Raw genomic sequence first — 20,188 nt, 5'->3', positions numbered from 1 at the left:
GGCCTCACCCTAGCTTTGGCCCGGCAACAGAGAGGCGGACCCCCTATCAGGCTGCTCGCGCCCTGGCCCACGACCGCCCCTAACGGCCGCGCTCGTTGCGCTGCTGCAGGTCCCGGACGAGCTCCCTCTGCCGGTCGCGCTCGAGCCGCAGCCCCCGCGCGAGCGCGCGCGCCGCCTCCAGGCGCGGCAGCTCGCGCGCGAACTGGGCACGCTGCTCGGCGGTCGGCCGGGGCGAGACCCGCTCCACCTTGAGGCTGTGCCCGAACTTGCGCAGCACCGCCTCCCCGAATGCCTCAACCTCGCGGCGCACCTCAGGGCTTGCCGACAAGGCGCGATACTGCTCCCCCGCCTGGTCCGAGGCGAGGCCTTGCAGCCGGTCGACGACGGCCTGGGCCGCCGCCGAGAGGCCCGGCACTTCGATCGCCGCCGCGGCGCGGCCCTCCCGCTCCTGCTCGGCGGCGAGGCGGACCGAGCCGGCATAGTTGTCCCCGAGCTCCCGGGCCCGGAGCGCGAAGTCCTTGGCCGTCTCCTCGGCCACGGCGCGCGCCTGCTTCTCGGCACGCCCCACGAACAGGCCCTTGGCTCCGGCCAGCGCCCCGATCTCTTCGGGCCTGTCGAACAGGCGATCCACGAAGCCACTGTAACGCTCCCGGTTGGGCAGCGCCTCGACGATCGCCCGCACGGCCGCGTCGGGATCGCGGTAGACGACGCGCGCCGCCGCCTCGAGCGCCTTCACCTCGGCCGTGATCGAGCCGTCGGCCGCCACGCTGTCCCGCGCGACCTCCTCGGGCGTGCGGTCGAACGACGTGACCGCGGCGAACAGGGGCTCAGGTCGCGTCGCCCGATCCTGCGCCGCCCGCGCCAAGCGCGCGTCCACCTCGCGCTGCGCGGCCGCAAAGTCGCGCACCTTGGGTCCGAGCGTCCTGAGCATCCCCGCCGCCCAGCGATCGCGGCCCAAGGCATCCTCGAACCGCTCGGTTGCCCACTCCGTGAAGGCGTCCGCCCCGAAGCGGCGCGTCAGCGCCGCGTCATAAGCGACGAGTTCGGCCGTCAGGTCCTCGCGGTCGCGGGCTCGGGCGGCCGCGAGCCGCTCGGCCTCCGGCCCGGCCTCCCGGGCCTCCACGAACGCCCGCAGCAATCCGCTGGCGCGATCGGAGAGATACGGGACCGCGTGCCCCATCCGCTCCGCCCGCACCGCCGCCGCGGCGGTTTCCTGCGCCAGCCTGTCCCGCCAGATAAAGGCCGCGCGCATCGCCTGGTCGGCCGCGAAGCTCGCATCCTCGTGCGCCGCCGCCCGCTCCGTCCGGCCCGCCCTCGCGGCCTCGGACTCCGGCAGCAAGCGGGCAAGCAGCCCCCGCCGTTCCTCCCGGCCGTGCATCTCGCCGAGTTGCTCGGGGCGCTCGCGCATGAGCGCGGCAAGCACGGCCATGTCTGCCTCGCCGCAGATGGCGGCGTCGATCCGCTCGACGATCGGATCGGCGTTCTTCCACACCGCCTCGACCGCGAAGCGTGCAGCCTCGCGGGCTCGATGGCACGCGGCCGCCGCCGCGACCCTGGCCTCGATCGCCGCCTTGTCGGTGCCTGCCGCGCTTCGCACGGCCGCCACCATGACCTTCGCGCCGCGCGCGGAATGGGTCGCCGGTTCGGTTCTCGGCTGGACGATCGCGGCTGGGGCTTTGTTCGCAATCGGGCCGGCGTCGACCTCGTCGGTTGGCGCCGTGCCGGTCCGCTCTAACACCTGGTCGGCGGTGGCGAGCGCAGAGGGGTTCTCAGCCGCCGGGGCGCGCTCGTTGATTCTTGCCTCGGCCGGCTGTGCGCTGACGTCCCATGTGAGCCCGCGGTCGGGAACGGCCTCCGGCAAGTCGCTCACATTTGCGCGCCGGCGCATGAAGTCATGGTCCAGGGTCGTCGTGGCCGCACCGTCACGCCCGAGCTTCTGCGCCAGGTCGGCGAGGCTGCCGAACGTCTCCGACGATGCGTATATGACGGCGTCGTCGCGGTGCCGCGTCATCGCCACATAGGCGAGATGCCGGTCCATCGTCTCGGACGCATAGACCAGCGTTCGGTCGACCGTGGCGCCTTGCGCCTTGTGGACGGTCGCCGCGTAGCCGTGGCTGAAGTGCTCGTATTCGGACGGCTTCAGCGTGACGGTGTTGCCCCCGTCCGTGCGGACGGTGAGCGTGTCGAGGCCCAGGCGCTCGACCGTGCCCAGCATCCCGTTCTTCACCTCCGCTTCATTCTTCAGGAACAACACCCGGTCCCCGATGGCGAAGCCCTTCAGACCGCGCGAGGTCTCGAACTGAACCTCCGTGCCGGACAGTTCGCCGCTGGCCTTGCGGGCGTCCCGGACCCCGCAGTTCAGCGCGTCCACGTCCTTGTTGGCGTGCGCGACGACCAGCACCGACCCCTGCCGGTTGGCCTCGCTCCAGTCCGCCACGATCTGCTCTCGCGCAGCCTCCGCCGTATCGTGGAAGCGCACCGAGCCGTGTGACCGGTAAGCCTGCAACGCCTCGAACGTGCGCCCACGGGCGAGGTCGAGCGACGCCTCGCGCTGCCACTCGTGCGCGCGCTGGCGGCGGATGCCCTCCAGCTCGACAAAGCCGATCCGCTCCGAGATCGCGCGGAAAGCCGCCCCCGCCTGGATGGGCTGAAGCTGCGTCGCATCGCCGACCAGAACGGCCTTGGCACCGGCAGTGTGGATCGTGTCGATCACCCGCGCGAGCTGGCCGGAGGAGACCATTCCGGCCTCGTCGATCACGAACACGTCCCCTTTCTGGAGAGCGTCGCGCCCCTGCGACCAAGCGTATTCCCACGACGCGAGCGTGCGGCTTTCGATCCCGGAGCTGTCTTTCAAACCTTCTGCCGCCTTGCCGGCGAGCGCCGCGCCGAACACCCGCCGACCGGAGGCGATCCAGGCCTCCTTCGCCGCCTGGAGCATGGTGGATTTGCCGGATCCGGCGAACCCCACCACCGCGGTGATCCCGCGCGCGTCGGTGACGTAGCGCACAGCCTCACGCTGCTCCTCCGACAGCCCGGCTCGACCATTGGTCGCGGTCCTGATCGCGTCGTCCTGAGCCTTCAGCGCCGCTTCAACATGGGCGCTGTCGACCCCGTGCGACGGGTCGAGGCGCAGTGCCCGGGCCTGCTCCATCATGCGCTGTTCGAGGGCGATCATGTCGCGCGTGGCGTACACCATCGCCTCGACTATCCGGCCCGTGAAGGGGTCCAGCGCACTCGACGGGGTGGCGGCGATGTCCGGTGACGCGAGCGCCTGGTCGACAAGCCTTCTGACTTCGTCCGGCTCGGCCTCTTTCAGGTAGCGGTTCGCCACGCGCTCGACGTCGCGGCGCGTGAACACCGCCGCCTGCGATGCCGCGAGCCGGACCAGCTCGCTCGGGTTCGCGCGGATGCGCTCGGCATTCTCGCGCTGGATGGCGGCCTGCCTCCGCTCAAGGCTGCCCTCGATCCTGCCGTTCCGATCCGACCTGTTCTCGGGCCCGAGATGAACATTGGGGGTGAGCGACGATCCACGCTCGTTGAGCGATCGGCCGTCGATGCGGGCCTCGATCCCGGCGCGCTCGAGGTGCCGGTTGGTGACGTTCTCCCACGCCCGGCGCCAGTCCCGGATGGTGTCGCGTCCGTCCTCCCAAACCTTGTATTGGACCTTTCCATTCACCCGCACGGGATCGCCCGCCGGGTCGAGGATGCGGCTGTAGCTCTTGCCGAAGCCGGTCTCGGACAGCGGCTGGGCGGTGAGCATGACGTGGGCGTGCGGGTTGCCCGGCTTTTCGTGAATCACCCAGTCCGCCACCACCCCGCGGCTCGTGAAGGCCTCCCGCACGAAGTCGCGCATGAGGGCGATATGCTCCTTACGCGACAGCTCTTTGGGGAGCGCCATGTTGATCTCCCGGGCGAGGACGGCGTTCGCACGGGTCGCCTCCCGCTCGACCCGGTTCCAGAGGGCTTCGCTTGCCTGGGCCGGGGTGCGGCCGTCGACCAGGTTGCGCAACCACTCCGGGGTCTGGTCGGGCAGCGCCAGCTCGGCGTGGACCTTCTCGTCCCGGTGGTTGGTGTAGCGGCAGGTTCGCCCCGTCTCCTCCTCGCGCATTCGCTCCCGGTGGCGATAGGACGCCGCAGCGACGGCGCCGCGGCCGTCCCCGCGGGAAATCCTCTGGACCGTGAAATTGAAGATCGCCAAGAGCAGGACCGGAGCGAAGCAGCACCGCCGCAAAGCGTAGCAGATCGGTTTTCGCCGGAAAACCTATATGGTGCGCCCTCAACACGCGGGCCCCAAGGCCCGCTCCGGTTTCGGGACCTCATACGGACTCGCTCCGCGAGCCTTCTTCGTGCGCTACCGCGCAAGGGAAAGCTGAACGTCGAAGAACTCCAGCTTGACCCGTATATCCGGGTCGCTTAGGCCCATCACCGTCAGAACGAACAACTCTTGATGAGGACGGCATGGCACGCCGCAGGAACCGGGCGGACATCCTCGCCGAGATCGAGGATCTCAAGAAACAGTTGGCCGAGAGCGAGGAGCGAGAGGAGCGACGAATCGGAAAGATCGCCAACAAGGCAGGCCTGCTCGATCTCGAAATCAGCGACGAGGATCTCACAAAGGCCCTGACCGAGCTGGCCGCGCGATTTCGCAAGGGCCGCCACAAAGCGCCGGCCGTGGTCGACCCTCCGGCGGCTGCGTCAGAGGCTGGTGCGGGTTCAAAGGGATCGCAGCTCGATGACGGCGCGCGCGCGTAAGGTCGATGCCCGCGAGAAGATCCAGCTCGGTGGCCTCGTGGTGAAGGCAGGCTTGAGGACGGCGGATAAGGCCGTGCTCCTCGGGGCGCTGCTGGAGCTCGCCGCGCTCGATCCGGCCAGCGAACGATACAAGAAATTGAAGGCGAGGGGTGATGCCGAGTTCAGCCAGTCAGCCGATAGCTGAGACCCCGACGAGCATTCTCGTCGGGGTCTGCCTGCTGGCGATGGCGGCGAGCGTATCGGTCCTCTATCTCGCTTGGCCCTTTTTGGTCGACCTGTTCCCGGCTCAGCATCAGCTCACCGTGGAGCGTTCCTGGTACGCGCTGCGCTGTGCCGTTCCCGCGCTCGTGGGCGTTCTCTGCCTGCCCTTCATCGCCCTCCATAGGCGGCGGCAGGTTGCCCTCGCGGTCGCTCTCGCCTCCTTCGCGTGCGCGACGCTGGCCATCTTGCTCGAGTATCAACGGGTTGATCGTCTGCGCGGCGACATCGCCATCGGCGAGGCTCTCCGGCAGTCCGACAAGTTCGTCTGGTACGGCGCCGCCTTCGCCGGGTTGATGGGTTTTGGAGCCGGCCTGACGATCCGCAGGCGGCTCCGATCGCCGCGGCGTTCGTCGTCGACGCTGTATGGCAATGCGGACTGGATGCCGATGAGGGAAGCCGCCGAGCTCCTCCCGGAAACTGGCGGGATCGTGATCGGCGAGCGCTACCGTGTGGACCAGGATGCCGTTGCCGACCTTCGCTTCGACCCCCGCGATCCTGACACCTGGGGCAAAGGCGGCAAGGCTCCTTTGCTGGCCTTCGACTGCTCGTTCGGGTCGACACACGGGTTGGTGTTCGCGGGCTCAGGCGGCTACAAAACCTCGTCAGTGGTCGTTCCGACCTGCCTGCGGTGGAGGGGCCCGATCGTTTGTTTGGACCCGACGGGCGAGGTGGGCGACATGGTGTACCGTGTTCGCAGCACCTCCAAGCGGAAGGTTCGTATCCTCGACCCCCGCAGACCGAAGGTGGGGTTCAATGTCCTCGACTGGATCGGAACGGGCGAAACCTCGGCCGAAGAGGATGTAGCCACCGTCGTCACCTGGCTCATGACCGAGAGCGTGGATTCGTCCGGCAACACGCGGTTCTTCGAGGTCTCGGCGCGGCACCTCCTCACCGGCGTTCTCGCCCACATCGTCTTCTCGGACGAATACCGCGGCCGCCGGACCCTTAAGGCGCTCCACGAGTTCATGGCGCAGCCGGAGAAATCGTTCCGTGAGCGCCTGGCCCAAATCCATCAGCAGTCTCCCAAAAAGTTCGTCCAGGACGCGCTCGGGCCCTTCATCAACCTCACAGAGGCGACCTTTTCGGGCGTCCTGAAGGGCGCGAGTTCGGAGATCGAGTGGCTGGCCTATGATCGGTACGCCGCCCTGGTGTCCGGCAACACCTTCGACCCGAAGCTATTGGTCTCGGGCGAGATCGACGTGTTCATCTCCATCGACCTCGCCACCCTCAAGGCCCATCCGGCGCTCGGCCGCGTTACTATCGGCGCACTTCTGAACACGGCCGCCAACGGCTATGCCGCGACCCCCGATCGCGTGCTGTTCATGATCGACGAGGCGCGGATGCTCGGCACGATGAGCCAGCTCGAGGTGATCCGCGACGCGTTCCGCAAATACGAGATCACCCTGGTGCTGGTCTATCAGTCACTCGGTCAGCTCGATGAGATTTGGGGCAGGCACGCCCGTTCCAAGTGGCTCGACAACGTGTCCTGGGTCTCCTTCGCCGCGGTCGGTCATCCCGACACGGCCGAATTCATCTCCACGAATTGCGGCACCTACACCGTAGAGACGACGGCCCGAACTGTTGCCTCGAATGGGCGCGGGTCGCGGACACGGACCTTGGGCGAACGACGGCTGATCCTGCCGCAGGAAGTCACCCAGACCATGCGGGCCGACGAGCAGATCGTGTTCATCCAGAACGCACCCCCAATTCGCTGCGGGCGCGCCATCTTCTTCCGTCGGGAGGACATGAAAGGGCTCGTCGGGGAGAGCCGGTTTCAGAGCAAGGCCGCTCTGTCTCAGGCCGGCTCAGGCCCGAGTGGCGCCGGCCTCGCGCCAGCTCCTGGACCGGCCGAGTAGCGGCACGATCCGGAAGGACCGGAGCGCACGGCAGGCTGAGAGCCGCCGCACGCCGCGTTACATCTGAAGGCGCTTCCACTCCATGTCGGGTGCCACGATCTCGAGGATGTAGTCCCAGATCGCCGGGATTGCCCCGAGCGCGACCGACCAGAAAGCGAGCTTGCCGGCGAGCTCGAACTGGCCCGCATAGAGCTTGATGCCCATGCCGCAGAACGCGACGAACGACGCTGCGTAGAAGAACAGGATGAACGGGCGCACAAGGATCATGACCAACGCCAGCGTCACGACCGCCATCCGCACCAGGTAGCGGATCGGCCAGAGCAGGACGCGCAGGATCACGCGGAAAGCCCAAAGGGGCTCGAGCATCGACGCGGGGTTTGGCTCTGACGCGCGCTGGCGCTGGCACCGGGACTCCGGCGGTTCGATGACCACAGTGTATTCGGCGTCGATGATTGGACGATCGTGCTCGGCCAGCGCGGGCGGAGGGCGGCGTTCCGACTCCAAGCGTATCCACGTCACGGCAAGCCTCTCCTCTCCGCCCACCAGCCGGCCCGGCTATCCTATGCGGGGCAGGAACGCGTCAAGTTTGGTCGCAGAGAACCGGTCCGGTTGAAAGGTCGATGCGGTGTGCGGGCGAATGCCCGCATGAGCGACTTTACCACACCCTCCGGCCTCTCTACGGCGCTCTCTGGTCAGCGCGTTCGGCCTCCGGCTGCTCCGCGTCCCGCTCCGCCCGGCGGGTGGAAAAGTCGCCTCCCTGCTAGGAAAGTGAAAGGAGCGCGGGCCCACCGACCCGCGCGACGGGTCTCACGTCCGCCCGATCGCTACATAGGCTGCGGCCGGATGGCCCTCGAGGCCGGCTCTGCGGCCTCGACAGGTCGACCAGGAACTTTGGTCTCGCGGCAAGTCGGCCAGCGGATCAAGGGCCACGACTCGCGGTGAAGCCGGACCGACCTTCCACTGCCAGAGGACGAGATTGATCCCGCGTCCGCGGGCGGACGGAACCCGGACCCCGGGGGCGCCATCCGCGATGAGGCGATCTGCCAAATACCAGGTCCGCGGTCACTTCTTGTCGACGAGCGCGATCTGCTTCCATGGACATTCCAAGTCGGCCGGTTCGACGCCGATAGCGCGCACGGTCACGAGGTCGTTCAAATCCGCGATGCCGTCCGCGTCGACATCGTAGGCGCACAAGGTGCCTAGTCGAATGCCGAGGTCCTGTTCATACTGGGCAACGGCCGTCGCGAACGCTTCCGACATGTAGAGGGCGGAGATCCCAGGTGCGTTCCAACGGCCGCCACGCCTGGCCGCCCTCTCCCCGCTCAGCGGCCGATGTGACCAGCGCGGGCTGAGCATGCGCCAGTGGCGCCAGCGTCCAGCTCCTCCCTGCGCCAGTTGCTCACGACCTGGATTATCTCCACTTCGATCCAATCCCGAATTTCCTTGCTAAGGCTCGTCTCGTTGCAGAGCCCAGCCCCGCCGGTGGCCGTCCACTGCAGGCCAAACGGCACCACCGGCCATAGTGCCTGCACATTTCGGCGATACCGAGGTCGCAAATGAAAACCGCGACGTAAGCAAGTGCAGATCTCGGATCTACCCGCCGACGAAGACCCACTCGACACGACTGAGTCGCTCCTGAACGGCATCGAAGATGCCGTGCGCCGGGCGGCGCACGATCCAGCTTTGCGGGCCGAGCTCATCGCGGGGTTCGAGCGCGGCTTCGGCATGCAGCATGCTCTGCTGTCGGAGGCGCCGGGTGGCCTTTCGCGAGCCGCCGTCGCCGCTATGCTCGCCGATTTCGGAGCCACGCTTCGCGCCAACGGTCAGGAAGCCGCGTTTCTCGGCTATACCCTCGTTTCCATCAAGCTCGAGCTGTACGACTACCCGCCCGATCACCCACAGGCCGAGCGCATCGCGATCATGGAGCGCCATGTCGCCGACGTTGTCGGGTTGGTCGGTCGAGAGGTGGAGGAAGCCCGCTCGGAGGTCATCAAGGACATTGCTCGCCACTGAGGCGTGTTCGCGAGGCGGAACGCAAGACCCAAACCCGCCGCCTGATCGAGGCAGGCTGCCTGTCGAAAAAGCCGGGCTTCTCGCGCTCGAACCGAAGGCGCTCTAGGGGGCGCTGCTGTCCTTGGGCGAGCGTTGCCGACAAGGACTAGGTCGCCAAGTGGGAAGCGGAAGGCGGCCGCGCTCTCGCGCTCCTTGACCCGTCCCGATTTTACGTGGGCAGCGGCGGTGCGCAGGCGGCTGCCGAATGAGCGATCCCGTCGTGACCTCCCACTTCACACTCCGACCGGTCCAATCGAAGGGATCCGAATGACGACACCGCCCCTCATTCTCGAGCGCTTCGGCGCCCACCACCGCCCGCTCATCGCGGCCCTGGTTCCGGCTCGACCCCGAGACCGCGCGACGGCTCGACACGTCCAGCTACGCTCAAGCCCGGGCCGGGCACGATCCCTACGTCGCGTGTGACGCCGCCACCCAGGCAGTCCTCGGCTTCGGAGTCATTAACCGCGATACCGGCCAGGGCTGCTTCCTCAACGTGATCACCCACCCGGCCCACCGCCGCCGCGGCATCGCCCGGGAGACGATCGCGCTTCTCGTCCAAGAGGCGCGGCGGTTGGGCTATGCAGGCCCGATCGGCGCCATGGTCGAGGCCACGCATGACGCAGCCCTCGCGCTCGCCCGGAGCGCCGGGTTTGTGCCAGACCCCAACCCCGCCGCCCAGCACCGTCACTGGCGCGAGCTGGTGCTGGCCGAGCGGACGCCGGGAGGCGCCCTGTCGTGATCCGAGGAGCGACCAATAGCCTGTTCGGGCGTGTCTACGGCGCCGTCATCGCGGCCGCGCTCGCCGTCGTCCCGATCGGGTTCCTCCTCGATATATCGGCGTTGCCGCCTGGCGGCTTTGGCGCTTTACCGGCTGCGCGCTCAGCGCGATCGGCTCCGTGCATCAGATGTGCTCTATATTCCATGCATGAGAGCAAGGCCGATTAGTAGGCCGTCAGGGCTCAACCCTGGCGACCTCGCCAAGCCGTCTGGTTCGGCCTCCGCTCGGAGGTCGCCCTCTTTCCCTCGCTGGAAAGACATGCTATCATGATAGCACAAAGGAACGGAAGATGGCCCAGATCCTAGTTCGCGACATCGAAGATGACGTTAAGAAGCGTCTGCAACGGCGCGCAGCCCGGCATGGCCGCAGTATGGAGGCCGAGGTCCGCGACATCCTTCGCGACGTCGTCAAGGAAGAGGAACGTCCCGGCGGCGGGCTCGGAACTGAGATCGCGGCGCTGTTCAGCGGCATTGGCCTACAGGAAGGGGAGGAGATCCCCGAGCTGCGTGGCTATACCGTCAAGAGTCCGTTCGAGGAATGATCATCCTCGACACCAATATCATCTCCGCCCTTATGCACCATGCGCCCGATACCGCGGTGCTGCGCTGGCTCGACGAGCAGCCGCGGGCCTCGGTATGGACCACAGCAATCACAGTGCTCGAGGTCAGGTTCGGGCTCGAGATCATGCCGGACGGACGACGCCTGCTCGCGCGCCGCGAGGCGTTCGATAGCCTCATCGCCGAGAAGCTCGAGCGTCGCGTTGCACCTTTCGATGCGGCTGCCGCACAGGAGACGGCCGTGTTGATGGGGGCGCGTCAACGCCGGGGCGAGCCGCGCGACCTACGCGACAGTATGATCGGTGGCATCGCTTTGGCTCGCCACGCCACGATCGCGACACGGAACCTGCGGCATTTCGATGATCTTGGAATCGAGATCGTCGACCCATGGAAGGCGTGAGCGTCGGACGACCCTTGAGCCCGAGGTTTCGACACCCTGCTTGAACCCCGTCATGCGCGCATTCGATTGCGGAGCTTGGTCCGGTTCGATCCGCCCGAACGAAAACTCCCCTCCCCTCGCCTCCGGTCAGGCTGCTGAGGTAGCCGCCGGGGCTCTTAAAAGCTCTCTTTTGCGAAGCTCTGAGAGCACGTTGGGTGTCGAGGAGTAACCCTCTACAAATCCACGTCCCGGACCCGGCCGATCACGAGCGGGCGCTCGAGCTCGAGGTCGCGCAATGGCGAGATCGCCAGAGCCTCGACCAGGCGACGGCCAGTGTGGCGTTCTCGGTCCCGGTCGAAAGCTTCGGCCGACACGATCACGACAGCGTCCTCGCCGGGCAGCACCACGAGCTGCGGGCCGTCATCACGCGCACGGTTCACGACCTCGCTGAACAAAGCTTTCGCATCTTGAAGGCGCACAAGCACCCCTCAGATGGGTCCCGGCCCTTTTTGCGGGTGTGAGATTCCGGCGTGGTCATGCACCACTCCCCTGGTCACCGTGACGAATATGCTCCTGGTCGGCGTGCTGGCAAGAAGCGTCCCCGTCTAGCGGATCCAGCAGAGCGCGCCGCCGCGACTCCAGCACCCGCCGCACGTCCTCCAGCAACCGCTTGAACGCAGCAATGTCGACGCCGTCGCTCGCCATCATCATGCGCACGATCGGCTCCGCAACGAGCTCGTCGAGCGAAGGCTCGCCCTCGACCATGATCATTGTCCCTGTTCACGGCAGACCGTCTGGGCCAGGCGCGTGACCAGAGGATGACCGTCAGCCACCGCTACGCTCGTTTCCGTTCGGAACCGAGTTTCGACCGTAGGAGCGCCATGAGCACCGGCCCAAGGGAAAACGCCCCTCCCCTTGCCTTCTCGGTTAAGCTTCGCAGGTAGCCGCCCGGGCTCTTGATCGCCTCCCCTCGCTGCAGGATCGCGGCGACCATCACCGCGGCGTCTTCCTCCCCCAGAACACTTCGAGCATCGTCCCACGCGCTGGGACTGATCCCGAGTGCCGAGCGGACTAACCCCGCTGTCGCCATGAAGTCCCGCCACGAGCTGATGCCATGGCGCGCATAATCGACGATGTCCGGGCAGGCCTCGAGAACCATCCCCAACGGGAACGATCGTTGCGGCGTCCTCGGCGTTTCCGGTTGTGGCTCAACGGCCGCCCCCTGGCTTCCTGGGAAGCCTGGTTCAGATTCTAGGGGGTTTGGATTTGAATTTTGTATGTGGCATCCACTTTGGGACTCATTGGCGTCCGGATTCTGTGTTTCCACGTGGTTTTCTAGCACCTTACGGATTTCGTCGACAAGGCAGCCGAGCTTCTCGGCCAAGGGCTCCAGCTCAAGACGCGTGGCAGTGCGCGGAATGCGGCTTACGAGCCCCAGGTAGGCGGCGTGATAGCCCCGCCAATCCGCCGGCACGTCCTCCTCGAGCCCGACCGCGATCATCTTGGCGACATCGCGGCGGTAGAGCGTGATCCGCTCCCGAGCGAGGGCGAGCGCTCGTCGTTCGGCCTGCACCTCCTCGGCCAGGCGCTCGAACTCGGCCGCCCGCGCCACAAGCGGCGTGAGATCGAAACCGAAGGCCGTCTCGATGGCGCCCCCCTGCCCTTTCCGGGCGTAGCGCTTGCCGTTCGGGCTGTCGCGGCGGATCACTAGGCCGCAGTCCACGAGCGCCGCCAGATGTCGCCGCAGCGTCGTTGGTGGCATGCCGTGAGCCCGTAGGGCGAGCTGGGCGTTCGACGGGAAGACGATGAGGTCGTCATCGCTCGTCAGGGCGGTCTCGGGGTGGAAGGTGAGCAAGGCGTTCAGCACCGCAAGGCTCCGATCGGAGACGCCGATCGCAGCTTTCCCTTCGCAGATGGCGCGGAAGATCTGCCACTTGTGGACTGTCGTGTTCGGTGGGCGCGCCTTGGCCGCCACCTGGCTTGCCACCATGGCAAGCGACAGCGGCCGCCGCCCAAAGGGCGTCGTTGCAATGTGATCCATGATCTCTCCTTCGGGCAAAGGAGAGCCGTTCGCCGACCTGACGCCGAAACTCTTGACGGGTGATTCGGAGGCGAGTAGGGTTTGGCTGTTCAGACCTATCGAGCCGGTTTCTATTGGTGTCGTGTTGGGGCTCGTCCCTATCGCCGATGCCGGTCGGAAACCGGCTCATTTACTTTGCCATTCATAGCTCCTCAGCTTCGGGGTACAGCTCACCGTTCGCGCCCAAAGCGTGAGCGCGCCGCCTCGCTGCTGGTTTCAGGACTGGCCAAGCCTGGCCGAGTTGACAGCTGTCAACCGGGGAAGGCTGTGGACGTTAAGCTTCTTGTGGTTCTGTAGCGGCGCCTCCTTTGTTGAATGCTAGTGATTGCCCCGGGACCCGTCCTCAAACTCCCTTATGAGCTGAGGTAGGCGGGCCTCGAGGAAGGCACTGAAGGCGGGCTCTTCTGCAGACACGCGCAGCCCCTTGGGAGAGTGCTGGAGGCGCGCAACCGTACGGCCCGTTCCGAGCTTGAGAAGCGTCACGTTCCCTGATCGGATCCGCTTCGGTTGGAGTGCGGCGAACAAGAACTCGAACCGGCGATCGGTATCCGCCGCCTTGAACTCTTCGGATGCCAGTGTTGCTCTGACCTTGCGCACACCGGCCGGTTCGCCGATTAGCTCCGCAAGTTGCATCCATCGCGGACGGCCGATCTTCGGCGCGGGACCGACGGCCAAGATGACCTCGGCTGAAATCGTTGTGGCCACGGTAATCAATCGTGAGAGCTCCCCCTTCTCCACGCCCAGGGCCGCCATGATTGTCGGGCGATCGAACTTCCGCTCGACGAGGTGCGCAGCGAACAAGGCGCGCTCGATGAAGCTGAGGTCGCGTCTCTCGTTGTTTTCCTTTCCTTGCGCAATTACGAGTTCGGCATCGGAAAGATTGCGGACAATCGCCTTGACCGTCCGTCCGAGTTCCGATGCGGCCCGCAGTCGCCGATGGCCGTAGGCGACCTGATAGCGGCCGGGCGCGTCGGGATGCGGACGCGCCAGTATCGGAACCTGCTGCCCGTGAGCTGCTATGCCCTCCTTCAGCGCTTCAAAGTCGGGGTCCCCGGCACCGCTGATGCGGTCGGCGATGAAGGAACCATCGAGCAGATTTGGGTCGAGTTCGACGACGCGGTCGCCGCTCTCAAGCTGGGCACGCAATGCACGCGCCTCCCCGGCATCTTCGGAGAGGCGCTGCAGCCCGAGGTTCATCGCCCGCACGGGACCGGAGACCACCCGATTGGGCGTCTGCTCTGAGGCGACCTCCTGGCGGGGCTTGCCGCCAGCGACCATCTCCCGAAGAGCGTCACGTCCCTTCATGCGGTTACCCTCCCCCAGGCTTTCTTGATTAGACTTTCAATTTCGCGGTTTACGGCATCCATTGACTCGACCGCCCGATCGTAGGTCTGCCGGTTCATCGTCTCGCGGCCCGCTTCGTAGATCGTCTGTTTGGAGAGGCCGGCGTCTGACACCGCGGTGCTCTTGACCATCATGTTGGTGAGCACCCGCTCATCGAAGAGCGAGCGTAGAAACGCGACGATTTGGGTCTGTGGGCCGTCATTTGGCTCGTAACGGGTTACGAGATAACGGAGCCAGTCGTACTGCAAGTTTCCGCCTGCTTTTCGGACGACCGCGAGCATATCGGCCGTCATGGCGAGGAACTGGTTCATTGAGGCGACATCGAGCATCTGCGGATGAACGGTGATCAGCACGGAGGTCGCCGCGCAGAGTGCACTCATAGTCAAGAAGCCGAGTTGAGGCGGGCAATCGATCACCGCGACGTCGTAGCTCGCGTTAACTGTGGCGAGGGCGGATTCGACCCGTGCGAAGAACATGCCCTCGCTGTCGTGCCGCCGGTCAGCTAGCATCTTCGGCGTGTCGTGCTCGAACTCCTGGAGCTCGAGATTACCTGGCACGAGATCCAAGCCGGCGAAGTAAGTTGGCCGGACAATGTCCGCGAGCGGGCGCTGGTTGCCATCGTATCGGATCGCGCCATAGAGCGTCTCGCCCTCGCCAACGTCAAACTCGGGTTGATATCCGAAGAGAGCTGACAGCGAGGCTTGCGGGTCGAGGTCGACTGCGAGAACGCGATATCCGTGCAGGGCGAAAAACTGGGCAAGGTGGGCTGCGGTGGTCGTCTTGCCTGATCCGCCTTTGAAGTTCGTGACGGCAATGATTTGCAGATGCTCGGTGCCAGTCCGTGCGGGCACATAGGATGCCTTCGCCTTCGCAAGGAGCAGACGAAGCTCATGAATCTGTTCTAGGCTATAAAGGCGGCGCCCGGCCGAAGTCTTCTCCGGCTCCGGGCCGTCCCCACCAAGCGACAGGTGCCGGAGGTAGCTGTCTGTGACGCCGATCAGTTTAGCAGCCTCGCCACTTGTAAATCGCCGGAGCCGCTTGCGGGCCTCCGGTGGAAAAAGCTTTGCGCGGAGTGCCTGGAGTTGGGTACTGAGGGCACGAGCATCATTTGCGATGAGCTGGTCCATCGCGGCCGGGGCTTCGGCCGCCAAGCGCCGAGCGGTCTCGACGGACGATCTCCCCATTCACGGTCTCCTCAGCGATTCGCGTCCTTCGGCGTAAATGGTATCCGTGAGTCTTGGGATGAGAGTCAAGGAAGGCTGTGAAACGGTGCACCTTGCGCAGTGGCGAGCCGTTCTCCCATGTCGCGAGACCCCGGTGGTCATCGGCCCAAGTTGACAGCTGTCAACTTGGGATCTCATTGGTGCGTCTCGTCTTTTGACCTGGGAGCCATTCGGAGTCGCTCTCAACGGCCCGGGAGACCTGCCGAGCATTTGTGAGCGAGGGACTGGGGGGCTGAAACCCGGCAATGGTCGGTGGGAACGGGATTCGGGGAAGGCAAATCGATTCGTCCATCGAGGTGGTCGGAGTACGCGAGTGTCTTTAGCCAAACAAAGCCGCGCGCCGTCATAGTAAGCGACGATCGGACTCGCGAAGGAGTCTCGGATAGCTGGAGCGTGACTGGTGCCGCTTACCCCCGGGCTGGTATTTTGACGGTCCCCGCCGCGGAGCCGCCGTCAGCGAGCGGCTGTGATCCGCGAACGTCGCGATGGGAGACCGGCTCCGAGCGCATGAGAGGGGAGGGGAGGGGGGCTTGGCGCCCCCCGTCCGGTTCAGCGGGACCAGATCAGGTTGCTGGCGCCGTCCTCGCCCTCGACCAGGGAGGCGTAGATCGGGGCTGGGAAGCTCGGATCGTCCAGCTTGACCGAGGTGTAGGGTCGGCCCTCCTTCGAGGTCTTCTTCCAGGCGGCGCCGAGCTCGACGTTGGTGGTGCCGGCGATGATGCGGAAGTCGGGGCTCTTGTCGTTGTCCTTCTCGACCGGGACGAAGCGCACCTTGGCGTTGAGGGTGAGGGTCTTGACCGAGCCGGTGAGGCCGTTGCCGTTCTGGGTGAAGGTGCCGATGATCGCCATGACTGTCTCTCCGTGAGGTTCATCTCGGCCGCGCCCGTCGCGGCCTTGATGGGATCGAAGAGGCCGGGGGCGAGCGACCCGCACCCGAAGGGCCGCAGCAGAGCGGAGGACGGCCAAGGCGGCTATTTTGCTCCGCGGGGAATGCCCGATCCGGGGCCCTCGCGCGACCTGTCGCGTGGGGTGGTCTGGCAGGGGAAAATAGTCGACGACGCCGTTGCGGAGGTGGTCGAGGCGAAGCCGGACCTCGGCCAGATCCCACCAATCAAGGCCCGCGACAGGGGCGTGCCGACCCCTGAACCGCTCCCAGGAGAGACGCAGTGACCCCGGCGGCAACCCCGGAGAAAAAACGCAGCGGACCCCGCTCGGGTAGGCCCGAACCCGCCTCGCACTGGCTCCATGACCCCGGCGAGAGGCCCACCGGTCCCCACGGCCAAATTGCTGCCACCACTCGGCACGAGGGCCGCCCAGAACCGAGAAGAGCCGCCCGCCAGCTCAAGCCCTGTCCGCTCCAGTCCCGGCCGAAGCTTACGCCCCAGTGGCAGAGCCGAAACAGCGCAGCGGCCATGGGCCCGAGTGGCACGGAGGTGCTGGGACCTCAGGCCGAGCGGTCGTCAGCACATTCCCAGGCGGCACAGGTGAGGTGGAAGGGTTGGAGGAGCGATTCGCCCCTCGCGCTACCCCGCCAGCGATCGTCACCCCAGAGGGCGGAGACCGCTTGCGGGCTCTGGGAGCGGCTGTAGCCGCGAGTAGAGCGCGGTCCTGCAGGGAGGCGCCCATGTCGTCCTTGCTCTGTGTGACAAGATCGCCTATTCTACACACAATCCGGAGAAAGCCATGTCCGCCCAGCTGCCCCACACCCGCCTACTCGAAGAGGCCAAGAGCTCCGGCCTGCTCGCGGGAGACAAGACAGCCCATGTCAGCATCCGGACGACGGGCGCTCTCATCGCGGCCGCCAAGGAACGCACCGGCATCGAGTCCACGACAGAACTCGTCGAGCTTGCGCTGGCAACGCTTGCCCTTCCGGACCCGGTGAGCCGCTACATGATCGAGACCTACGGCACGCTCGGACCGGACCACCAGCTTGACGTTTGATCTCGAGGCGCTGCTCCGCCAGACCAAGCCCGAGAAACGGATCGGCGCGCTCCGGCATCGCACCTCAAGGGAGCTGCTGCACGCGGAGCAACTGAGGCCAGGCCCATTGGTGCTGTTGCCCGATACGACGGTTTACGTCGATATGGCCGCCGGTCGGATGCCCTCGGCCGCATTCGAACTGGTCCGTGAGGCGACTCAGCTGCACAGCGTCGTGTGCCTGAGCGAGCTTGCGCAAGGGCTCAGCCTGCATGATCCGAAGGCGACCCGCTATCGTGCGATGCGAGGCCACTATGTGGAACTCGTGCGGCGCATTCCGGCGAACCGAGTGTTGACGCCGGACGACGAGGTCTGGATCCGAGCGGGGATACTCACAGGATCGCTGACCCGCACGCAAGGTTATCAGTCGCATCAGCGCAAGGAGTTGCTGGCCGATGCGCTCATCTATCTCTCCGCCGCGAAGGCGGGCGTGCCCGTCCTCACCCGCAACGCGGGCGATTTCGACCTCTTGAACCAGCTGCACCCGGCTGGTCGGGTTATCGTGTACGGACACGCCTGAGAGGTCGTTCGACGGGGGATTGGCGGACAGCGAGCCGTCATCGCCTGGTGCGACCAAGGCGCAGACTGGAAGGTCGAGGCGATAGCAGACGCCCGCGCAGAACGCAGCCGATCAGTTGCTGCGGTGTTCCGACCGGCCGTGCTGCGCGAGGTCAAGCACAGGAGCGTGGCGCGAACCGAATGAGGTCACGCCCGGTCGGGCGAGGCTGGGATCAACCCATGTTTCCGAGCCCGGTCGAGCAAGCTCTTCACTGAACCCGGAGCCCACCGGCGGCCGCCAGAGGGCGTACGTTCGTACATAGCCTCGAGCTGCGCTCCGATGCCGGCGAGCGTCATATCCGGATTGGCCCGGGTCATTCCGGCGACAAGGGTCATCAGGCGATCGTCCGCCGACCGGGGAGGGGCCTTGCCGAGCAGCTCCGGCTCGGCGAGCCCGTCGGCGATGAAGCGATCGACGGCACGACGAAGCCGCTCCACGGTCCACCTGTCGCCGTCCGCGGCTCGAGCGTTGAGCACGCTCACGACGTCCTCCCAGCGCTGGTGCGGCCGCATCTGGCGGACGATCGGGAGCCAGGTGCTCGCGGTGGCGTTCAGCTTGTCGAAGTAGGCCTGCTCCCGGGCCTTGGCGATCTTCCGCTTCGCGTCCGGGTTGCCGGCGCGCAGCTGGGGGTTTCCGGGCTTCTTGCCCTTCGCGCGCGCCACCTCGATCCCGACCATGGTGCGTTCCCGGATGAGCTGGCGCTCGAACTCCGCGACGGCGCCAAGGATCTGCAGGGTGAGCATGCCATGCGGGCTTGTGGTGTCGATCGTGTCCGCGAGCGACCGGAAGCCCGCGCCGCGCCCGGTCAGGTCCTCGATCACGGCGAGGAGATGAGAGAGCGACCGCGCCAAGCGATCGAGCCGCGCCACGACGAGCACGTCTCCGCGTCTGTCGCTTTCACTTCCCGATTTCAATTTGAAGTGCTTAAGGCCAGCCCTGAGCCGTCCTTTCACCTGCCGATTTCAACGCAACCGGCCCCAACTTTCTGACGTTCTTCGCCTTTTTCCTCACAGCCCGGACGCCTTGGTCAGGTTGACCCGGAACCGTTCCCGCCGCCGCTTGTAGCCGCGCGTGGTGTCGGCGGAGGCATGGCCGAGCTGGCGCTGCACGAGCGCCTCCTCCACGTCGGCCGCGGTGGCGAGGCCCGCACGCAACGAGTGCCCCGCGAAGGCGAGGCGGCGTTCGCCCTCGGCCAGGTCGCCACGTATCCCGGCGGCGAGGGCCGTCCGCTTCACGAGGCGTGCCACGTGCTTGTCGGACAGGCGCTCGGCCGCAACGGCGCCGTTCCGCTCGTGCATGCGCCGGAAGATCGGGCCGTGGGCGATGCGGGCGAGCTTGAGCCACGTTTCGAGCGCGGCAACGGGGCAGGTCCGCTCGGACGAGCCCCGGGCCACCTCGACCGTCCGCCAGCCGGTCTTGCCGCGGATCGTTAGCAAGGCGCCCGCGTCCAAGATCTCGGCCCAGCCGCCGCTATCCTCGGTCTGGCCTGGCCCGCAGTCGAGGCCAACGATCTCGGAGCGGCGGAGGCCGCCGGCGAAGCCAAGCAACAGGATGGCCCGGTCGCGCCAGCCCCTGAGGTCGTTCGAGAGGGTCGCGACCATGGCGAGGACGTCGTCGCCGAGCACCGCCTCCTTCTGCCGCGGCGGGCGGCCGTGGGTGCGGCGGATGCCGGCCATGACGTCGACGATGTGGCGATCGCCGCGGTCGAACGGCGTGCCGGCCGAGCGGTAGCGGGTCGTGATGGCCGAGAGCCGGCGCTCGAGCGTCGACACGGCCGCCTTCGCCAGGCCGTGTCCGTCGGCGGCCGCGGTGAGGTAGAGCCCGAGCGTCTGCGGGTCCGGCACGTCGGGGGCGAAGCCTTGGCGCCGGCACCAGCGCGCGAACTGCCGCCAGTCGGAGTCATAAGCCCGTCGCGTATTGGCGCTGTCCTTCCGGGCCGCGTAGGCGCGGGCGGCGCGCGCCAGGTCCCGCAGCGAGGAGGGGAGGGGGGCCGTTCCGTCCTGCGACTCGGGCCACCCCGACACCTTTTCTGAGGTTGGCAGCACGGCCGGCAGCGTCTCGGCGGGCGCGGGAGGGGCGGTTTTGCTGGGGAGGAGCTCCGAATCGGCCATGGTTCCGGAGCCTAGCCGAGTGCGTCCGATAAGAGAACGTTATCGGACGTCAAAAGCTGTCGACAAGCACGGCGCTTCAGCCCGTCATGGGGGTCATAAGCGCCGTCATGGGCTATGCTGGCGACATGATTCGCGCCGCCTCCGCCCGCACCCTCGACCGAGACTGGGCTGCTGAAGGCAGATCGCCTGAAGCCGAGATCATAGCCCGTAAGCCCTTGCATTTACAGCCGTTGCCGCGCTGGACCCGGATTCAGGGTGA

19 protein-coding genes and 2 pseudogenes are annotated in these 20,188 nt (G+C 66.6%); 10 read left to right on the top strand and 11 right to left on the bottom strand.

Annotated features, from left to right (window positions below; translation table 11 throughout):
• Window positions 1-79: 79 nt before the first annotated feature.
• The gene (gene traA / locus K2Y56_RS18845; protein ID WP_292511021.1) at window positions 80-4,198 is read right to left on the bottom strand and encodes a Ti-type conjugative transfer relaxase TraA; all 4,119 of its coding nucleotides are present in this window, start codon (window positions 4,196-4,198) and stop codon (window positions 80-82) included.
• A gap of 260 nt (window positions 4,199-4,458) precedes the next feature.
• Here traA and K2Y56_RS18840 point away from each other — a divergent pair, with 260 nt between their 5' ends.
• From K2Y56_RS18840 to K2Y56_RS18830, 3 genes are read left to right on the top strand one after another with little or no spacing between them, the layout of a single operon-like run.
• Complete coding sequence (locus tag K2Y56_RS18840) at window positions 4,459-4,752, top strand: TraC family protein (protein WP_292511019.1); 294 nt, start codon at window positions 4,459-4,461, stop codon at window positions 4,750-4,752.
• Window positions 4,733-4,936, top strand: a complete 204-nt coding sequence (locus tag K2Y56_RS18835) for a conjugal transfer protein TraD (protein ID WP_238241895.1) — start codon at window positions 4,733-4,735, stop codon at window positions 4,934-4,936. Before K2Y56_RS18840 ends, K2Y56_RS18835 begins: the two co-directional genes overlap by 20 nt.
• Window positions 4,905-6,869: a type IV secretory system conjugative DNA transfer family protein gene (locus tag K2Y56_RS18830; protein WP_292511015.1), complete on the top strand. Its 1,965-nt coding sequence runs from the start codon at window positions 4,905-4,907 to the stop codon at window positions 6,867-6,869. The genes K2Y56_RS18835 and K2Y56_RS18830 overlap by 32 nt, the downstream gene beginning before the upstream one ends.
• 57 nt (window positions 6,870-6,926) lie before the next feature.
• Here K2Y56_RS18830 and K2Y56_RS18825 read toward each other — a convergent pair whose 3' ends face one another.
• Together K2Y56_RS18825 and K2Y56_RS18820 are read right to left on the bottom strand one after the other, a co-directional pair.
• Complete coding sequence (locus tag K2Y56_RS18825) at window positions 6,927-7,235, bottom strand: hypothetical protein (RefSeq protein ID WP_292511012.1); 309 nt, start codon at window positions 7,233-7,235, stop codon at window positions 6,927-6,929.
• Between the two features lie 441 nt (window positions 7,236-7,676).
• Window positions 7,677-8,225, bottom strand: a pseudogene (locus tag K2Y56_RS18820) (RES domain-containing protein).
• Between the two features lie 222 nt (window positions 8,226-8,447).
• Between K2Y56_RS18820 and K2Y56_RS18815 the strand changes: the two are divergent.
• The 4 genes and pseudogenes from K2Y56_RS18815 to K2Y56_RS18800 all read left to right on the top strand — a co-directional run bounded on the left by K2Y56_RS18815 (window position 8,448) and on the right by K2Y56_RS18800 (window position 10,656).
• The gene (locus tag K2Y56_RS18815) at window positions 8,448-8,882 is read left to right on the top strand and encodes a hypothetical protein (RefSeq protein ID WP_238241899.1); all 435 of its coding nucleotides are present in this window, start codon (window positions 8,448-8,450) and stop codon (window positions 8,880-8,882) included.
• A gap of 346 nt (window positions 8,883-9,228) precedes the next feature.
• Window positions 9,229-9,660, top strand: a pseudogene (locus K2Y56_RS18810) (GNAT family N-acetyltransferase); the annotation flags it as partial.
• Window positions 9,661-9,988: 328 nt separating this feature from the next.
• Complete coding sequence (locus tag K2Y56_RS18805; RefSeq protein WP_238241901.1) at window positions 9,989-10,240, top strand: hypothetical protein; 252 nt, start codon at window positions 9,989-9,991, stop codon at window positions 10,238-10,240.
• Complete coding sequence (locus tag K2Y56_RS18800; protein WP_238241903.1) at window positions 10,237-10,656, top strand: type II toxin-antitoxin system VapC family toxin; 420 nt, start codon at window positions 10,237-10,239, stop codon at window positions 10,654-10,656. Before K2Y56_RS18805 ends, K2Y56_RS18800 begins: the two co-directional genes overlap by 4 nt.
• A gap of 212 nt (window positions 10,657-10,868) precedes the next feature.
• On the opposite strand, the gene K2Y56_RS18795 is transcribed toward K2Y56_RS18800, so the two are convergent.
• The 6 genes from K2Y56_RS18795 to K2Y56_RS18770 form a co-directional block, all read right to left on the bottom strand.
• A complete protein-coding gene (locus K2Y56_RS18795; protein ID WP_283206067.1) occupies window positions 10,869-11,114 on the bottom strand; it encodes a type II toxin-antitoxin system prevent-host-death family antitoxin in 246 nt (81 codons plus the stop codon).
• Window positions 11,115-11,169: 55 nt separating this feature from the next.
• Window positions 11,170-11,400: a hypothetical protein gene (locus K2Y56_RS18790; protein WP_238240339.1), complete on the bottom strand. Its 231-nt coding sequence runs from the start codon at window positions 11,398-11,400 to the stop codon at window positions 11,170-11,172.
• Window positions 11,401-11,470: 70 nt separating this feature from the next.
• Window positions 11,471-12,676, bottom strand: coding sequence for a plasmid replication protein RepC (gene repC, locus K2Y56_RS18785; RefSeq protein ID WP_238240337.1), 1,206 nt, complete (start codon window positions 12,674-12,676; stop codon window positions 11,471-11,473).
• Window positions 12,677-13,033: 357 nt separating this feature from the next.
• Window positions 13,034-13,993 carry a plasmid partitioning protein RepB gene (gene repB, locus K2Y56_RS18780; protein ID WP_292510998.1) on the bottom strand — a complete coding sequence of 320 codons (960 nt, stop codon included), beginning with the start codon at window positions 13,991-13,993 and terminating at the stop codon, window positions 13,034-13,036.
• A gap of 23 nt (window positions 13,994-14,016) precedes the next feature.
• Window positions 14,017-15,243 (bottom strand): plasmid partitioning protein RepA, encoded by a 1,227-nt coding sequence (gene repA / locus K2Y56_RS18775; protein ID WP_238240335.1) that lies wholly within the window; start codon window positions 15,241-15,243, stop codon window positions 14,017-14,019.
• A 588-nt stretch (window positions 15,244-15,831) separates the two neighbouring features.
• Window positions 15,832-16,131, bottom strand: a complete 300-nt coding sequence (locus tag K2Y56_RS18770) for a DUF736 domain-containing protein (RefSeq protein WP_238240334.1) — start codon at window positions 16,129-16,131, stop codon at window positions 15,832-15,834.
• Window positions 16,132-16,143: 12 nt separating this feature from the next.
• Between K2Y56_RS18770 and K2Y56_RS18765 the strand changes: the two genes are divergently transcribed.
• The 3 genes from K2Y56_RS18765 (at window position 16,144) to K2Y56_RS18755 (ending at window position 17,779) form a co-directional block, all read left to right on the top strand.
• The gene (locus tag K2Y56_RS18765) at window positions 16,144-16,452 is read left to right on the top strand and encodes a hypothetical protein (RefSeq protein WP_292510993.1); all 309 of its coding nucleotides are present in this window, start codon (window positions 16,144-16,146) and stop codon (window positions 16,450-16,452) included.
• A gap of 513 nt (window positions 16,453-16,965) precedes the next feature.
• Window positions 16,966-17,223 carry a hypothetical protein gene (locus K2Y56_RS18760; RefSeq protein ID WP_238240333.1) on the top strand — a complete coding sequence of 86 codons (258 nt, stop codon included), beginning with the start codon at window positions 16,966-16,968 and terminating at the stop codon, window positions 17,221-17,223.
• Window positions 17,213-17,779 (top strand): type II toxin-antitoxin system VapC family toxin, encoded by a 567-nt coding sequence (locus tag K2Y56_RS18755; RefSeq protein WP_292510987.1) that lies wholly within the window; start codon window positions 17,213-17,215, stop codon window positions 17,777-17,779. The genes K2Y56_RS18760 and K2Y56_RS18755 overlap by 11 nt, the downstream gene beginning before the upstream one ends.
• 185 nt (window positions 17,780-17,964) lie before the next feature.
• On the opposite strand, the gene K2Y56_RS18750 is transcribed toward K2Y56_RS18755, so the two are convergent.
• Window positions 17,965-18,687, bottom strand: a complete 723-nt coding sequence (locus K2Y56_RS18750) for a recombinase family protein (RefSeq protein WP_292510985.1) — start codon at window positions 18,685-18,687, stop codon at window positions 17,965-17,967.
• Between the two features lie 138 nt (window positions 18,688-18,825).
• Window positions 18,826-19,929, bottom strand: coding sequence for a tyrosine-type recombinase/integrase (locus tag K2Y56_RS18745; RefSeq protein WP_292510982.1), 1,104 nt, complete (start codon window positions 19,927-19,929; stop codon window positions 18,826-18,828).
• Between the last annotated feature and the right edge of the window lie 259 nt (window positions 19,930-20,188).

The sequence above is a fragment of the Methylobacterium sp. genome (genome assembly GCF_019745455.1).
Classification (GTDB): Bacteria; Pseudomonadota; Alphaproteobacteria; order Rhizobiales; family Beijerinckiaceae; genus Methylobacterium.
Note: the sequence above shows the minus strand (reverse complement) of the source record. Positions and strands in the feature narration are given on the sequence as shown.

Excerpts from the sequence above, each read along its gene's own strand:
- K2Y56_RS18840 (WP_292511019.1), top strand. The coding sequence starts at position 4,459 with ATGGCACGCCGCAGGAACCGGGCGGACATCCTCGCCGAGATCGAGGAT.
- K2Y56_RS18835 (WP_238241895.1), top strand. The coding sequence starts at position 4,733 with ATGACGGCGCGCGCGCGTAAGGTCGATGCCCGCGAGAAGATCCAGCTC.
- K2Y56_RS18830 (WP_292511015.1), top strand. The coding sequence starts at position 4,905 with ATGCCGAGTTCAGCCAGTCAGCCGATAGCTGAGACCCCGACGAGCATT.
- K2Y56_RS18825 (WP_292511012.1), bottom strand. The coding sequence starts at position 7,235 with ATGCTCGAGCCCCTTTGGGCTTTCCGCGTGATCCTGCGCGTCCTGCTC.
- K2Y56_RS18805 (WP_238241901.1), top strand. The coding sequence starts at position 9,989 with ATGGCCCAGATCCTAGTTCGCGACATCGAAGATGACGTTAAGAAGCGT.
- K2Y56_RS18800 (WP_238241903.1), top strand. The coding sequence starts at position 10,237 with ATGATCATCCTCGACACCAATATCATCTCCGCCCTTATGCACCATGCG.
- K2Y56_RS18790 (WP_238240339.1), bottom strand. The coding sequence starts at position 11,400 with ATGGTCGAGGGCGAGCCTTCGCTCGACGAGCTCGTTGCGGAGCCGATC.
- repC (WP_238240337.1), bottom strand. The coding sequence starts at position 12,676 with ATGGATCACATTGCAACGACGCCCTTTGGGCGGCGGCCGCTGTCGCTT.
- repB (WP_292510998.1), bottom strand. The coding sequence starts at position 13,993 with ATGGTCGCTGGCGGCAAGCCCCGCCAGGAGGTCGCCTCAGAGCAGACG.
- repA (WP_238240335.1), bottom strand. The coding sequence starts at position 15,243 with ATGGGGAGATCGTCCGTCGAGACCGCTCGGCGCTTGGCGGCCGAAGCC.
- K2Y56_RS18770 (WP_238240334.1), bottom strand. The coding sequence starts at position 16,131 with ATGGCGATCATCGGCACCTTCACCCAGAACGGCAACGGCCTCACCGGC.
- K2Y56_RS18760 (WP_238240333.1), top strand. The coding sequence starts at position 16,966 with ATGTCCGCCCAGCTGCCCCACACCCGCCTACTCGAAGAGGCCAAGAGC.
- K2Y56_RS18745 (WP_292510982.1), bottom strand. The coding sequence starts at position 19,929 with ATGGCCGATTCGGAGCTCCTCCCCAGCAAAACCGCCCCTCCCGCGCCC.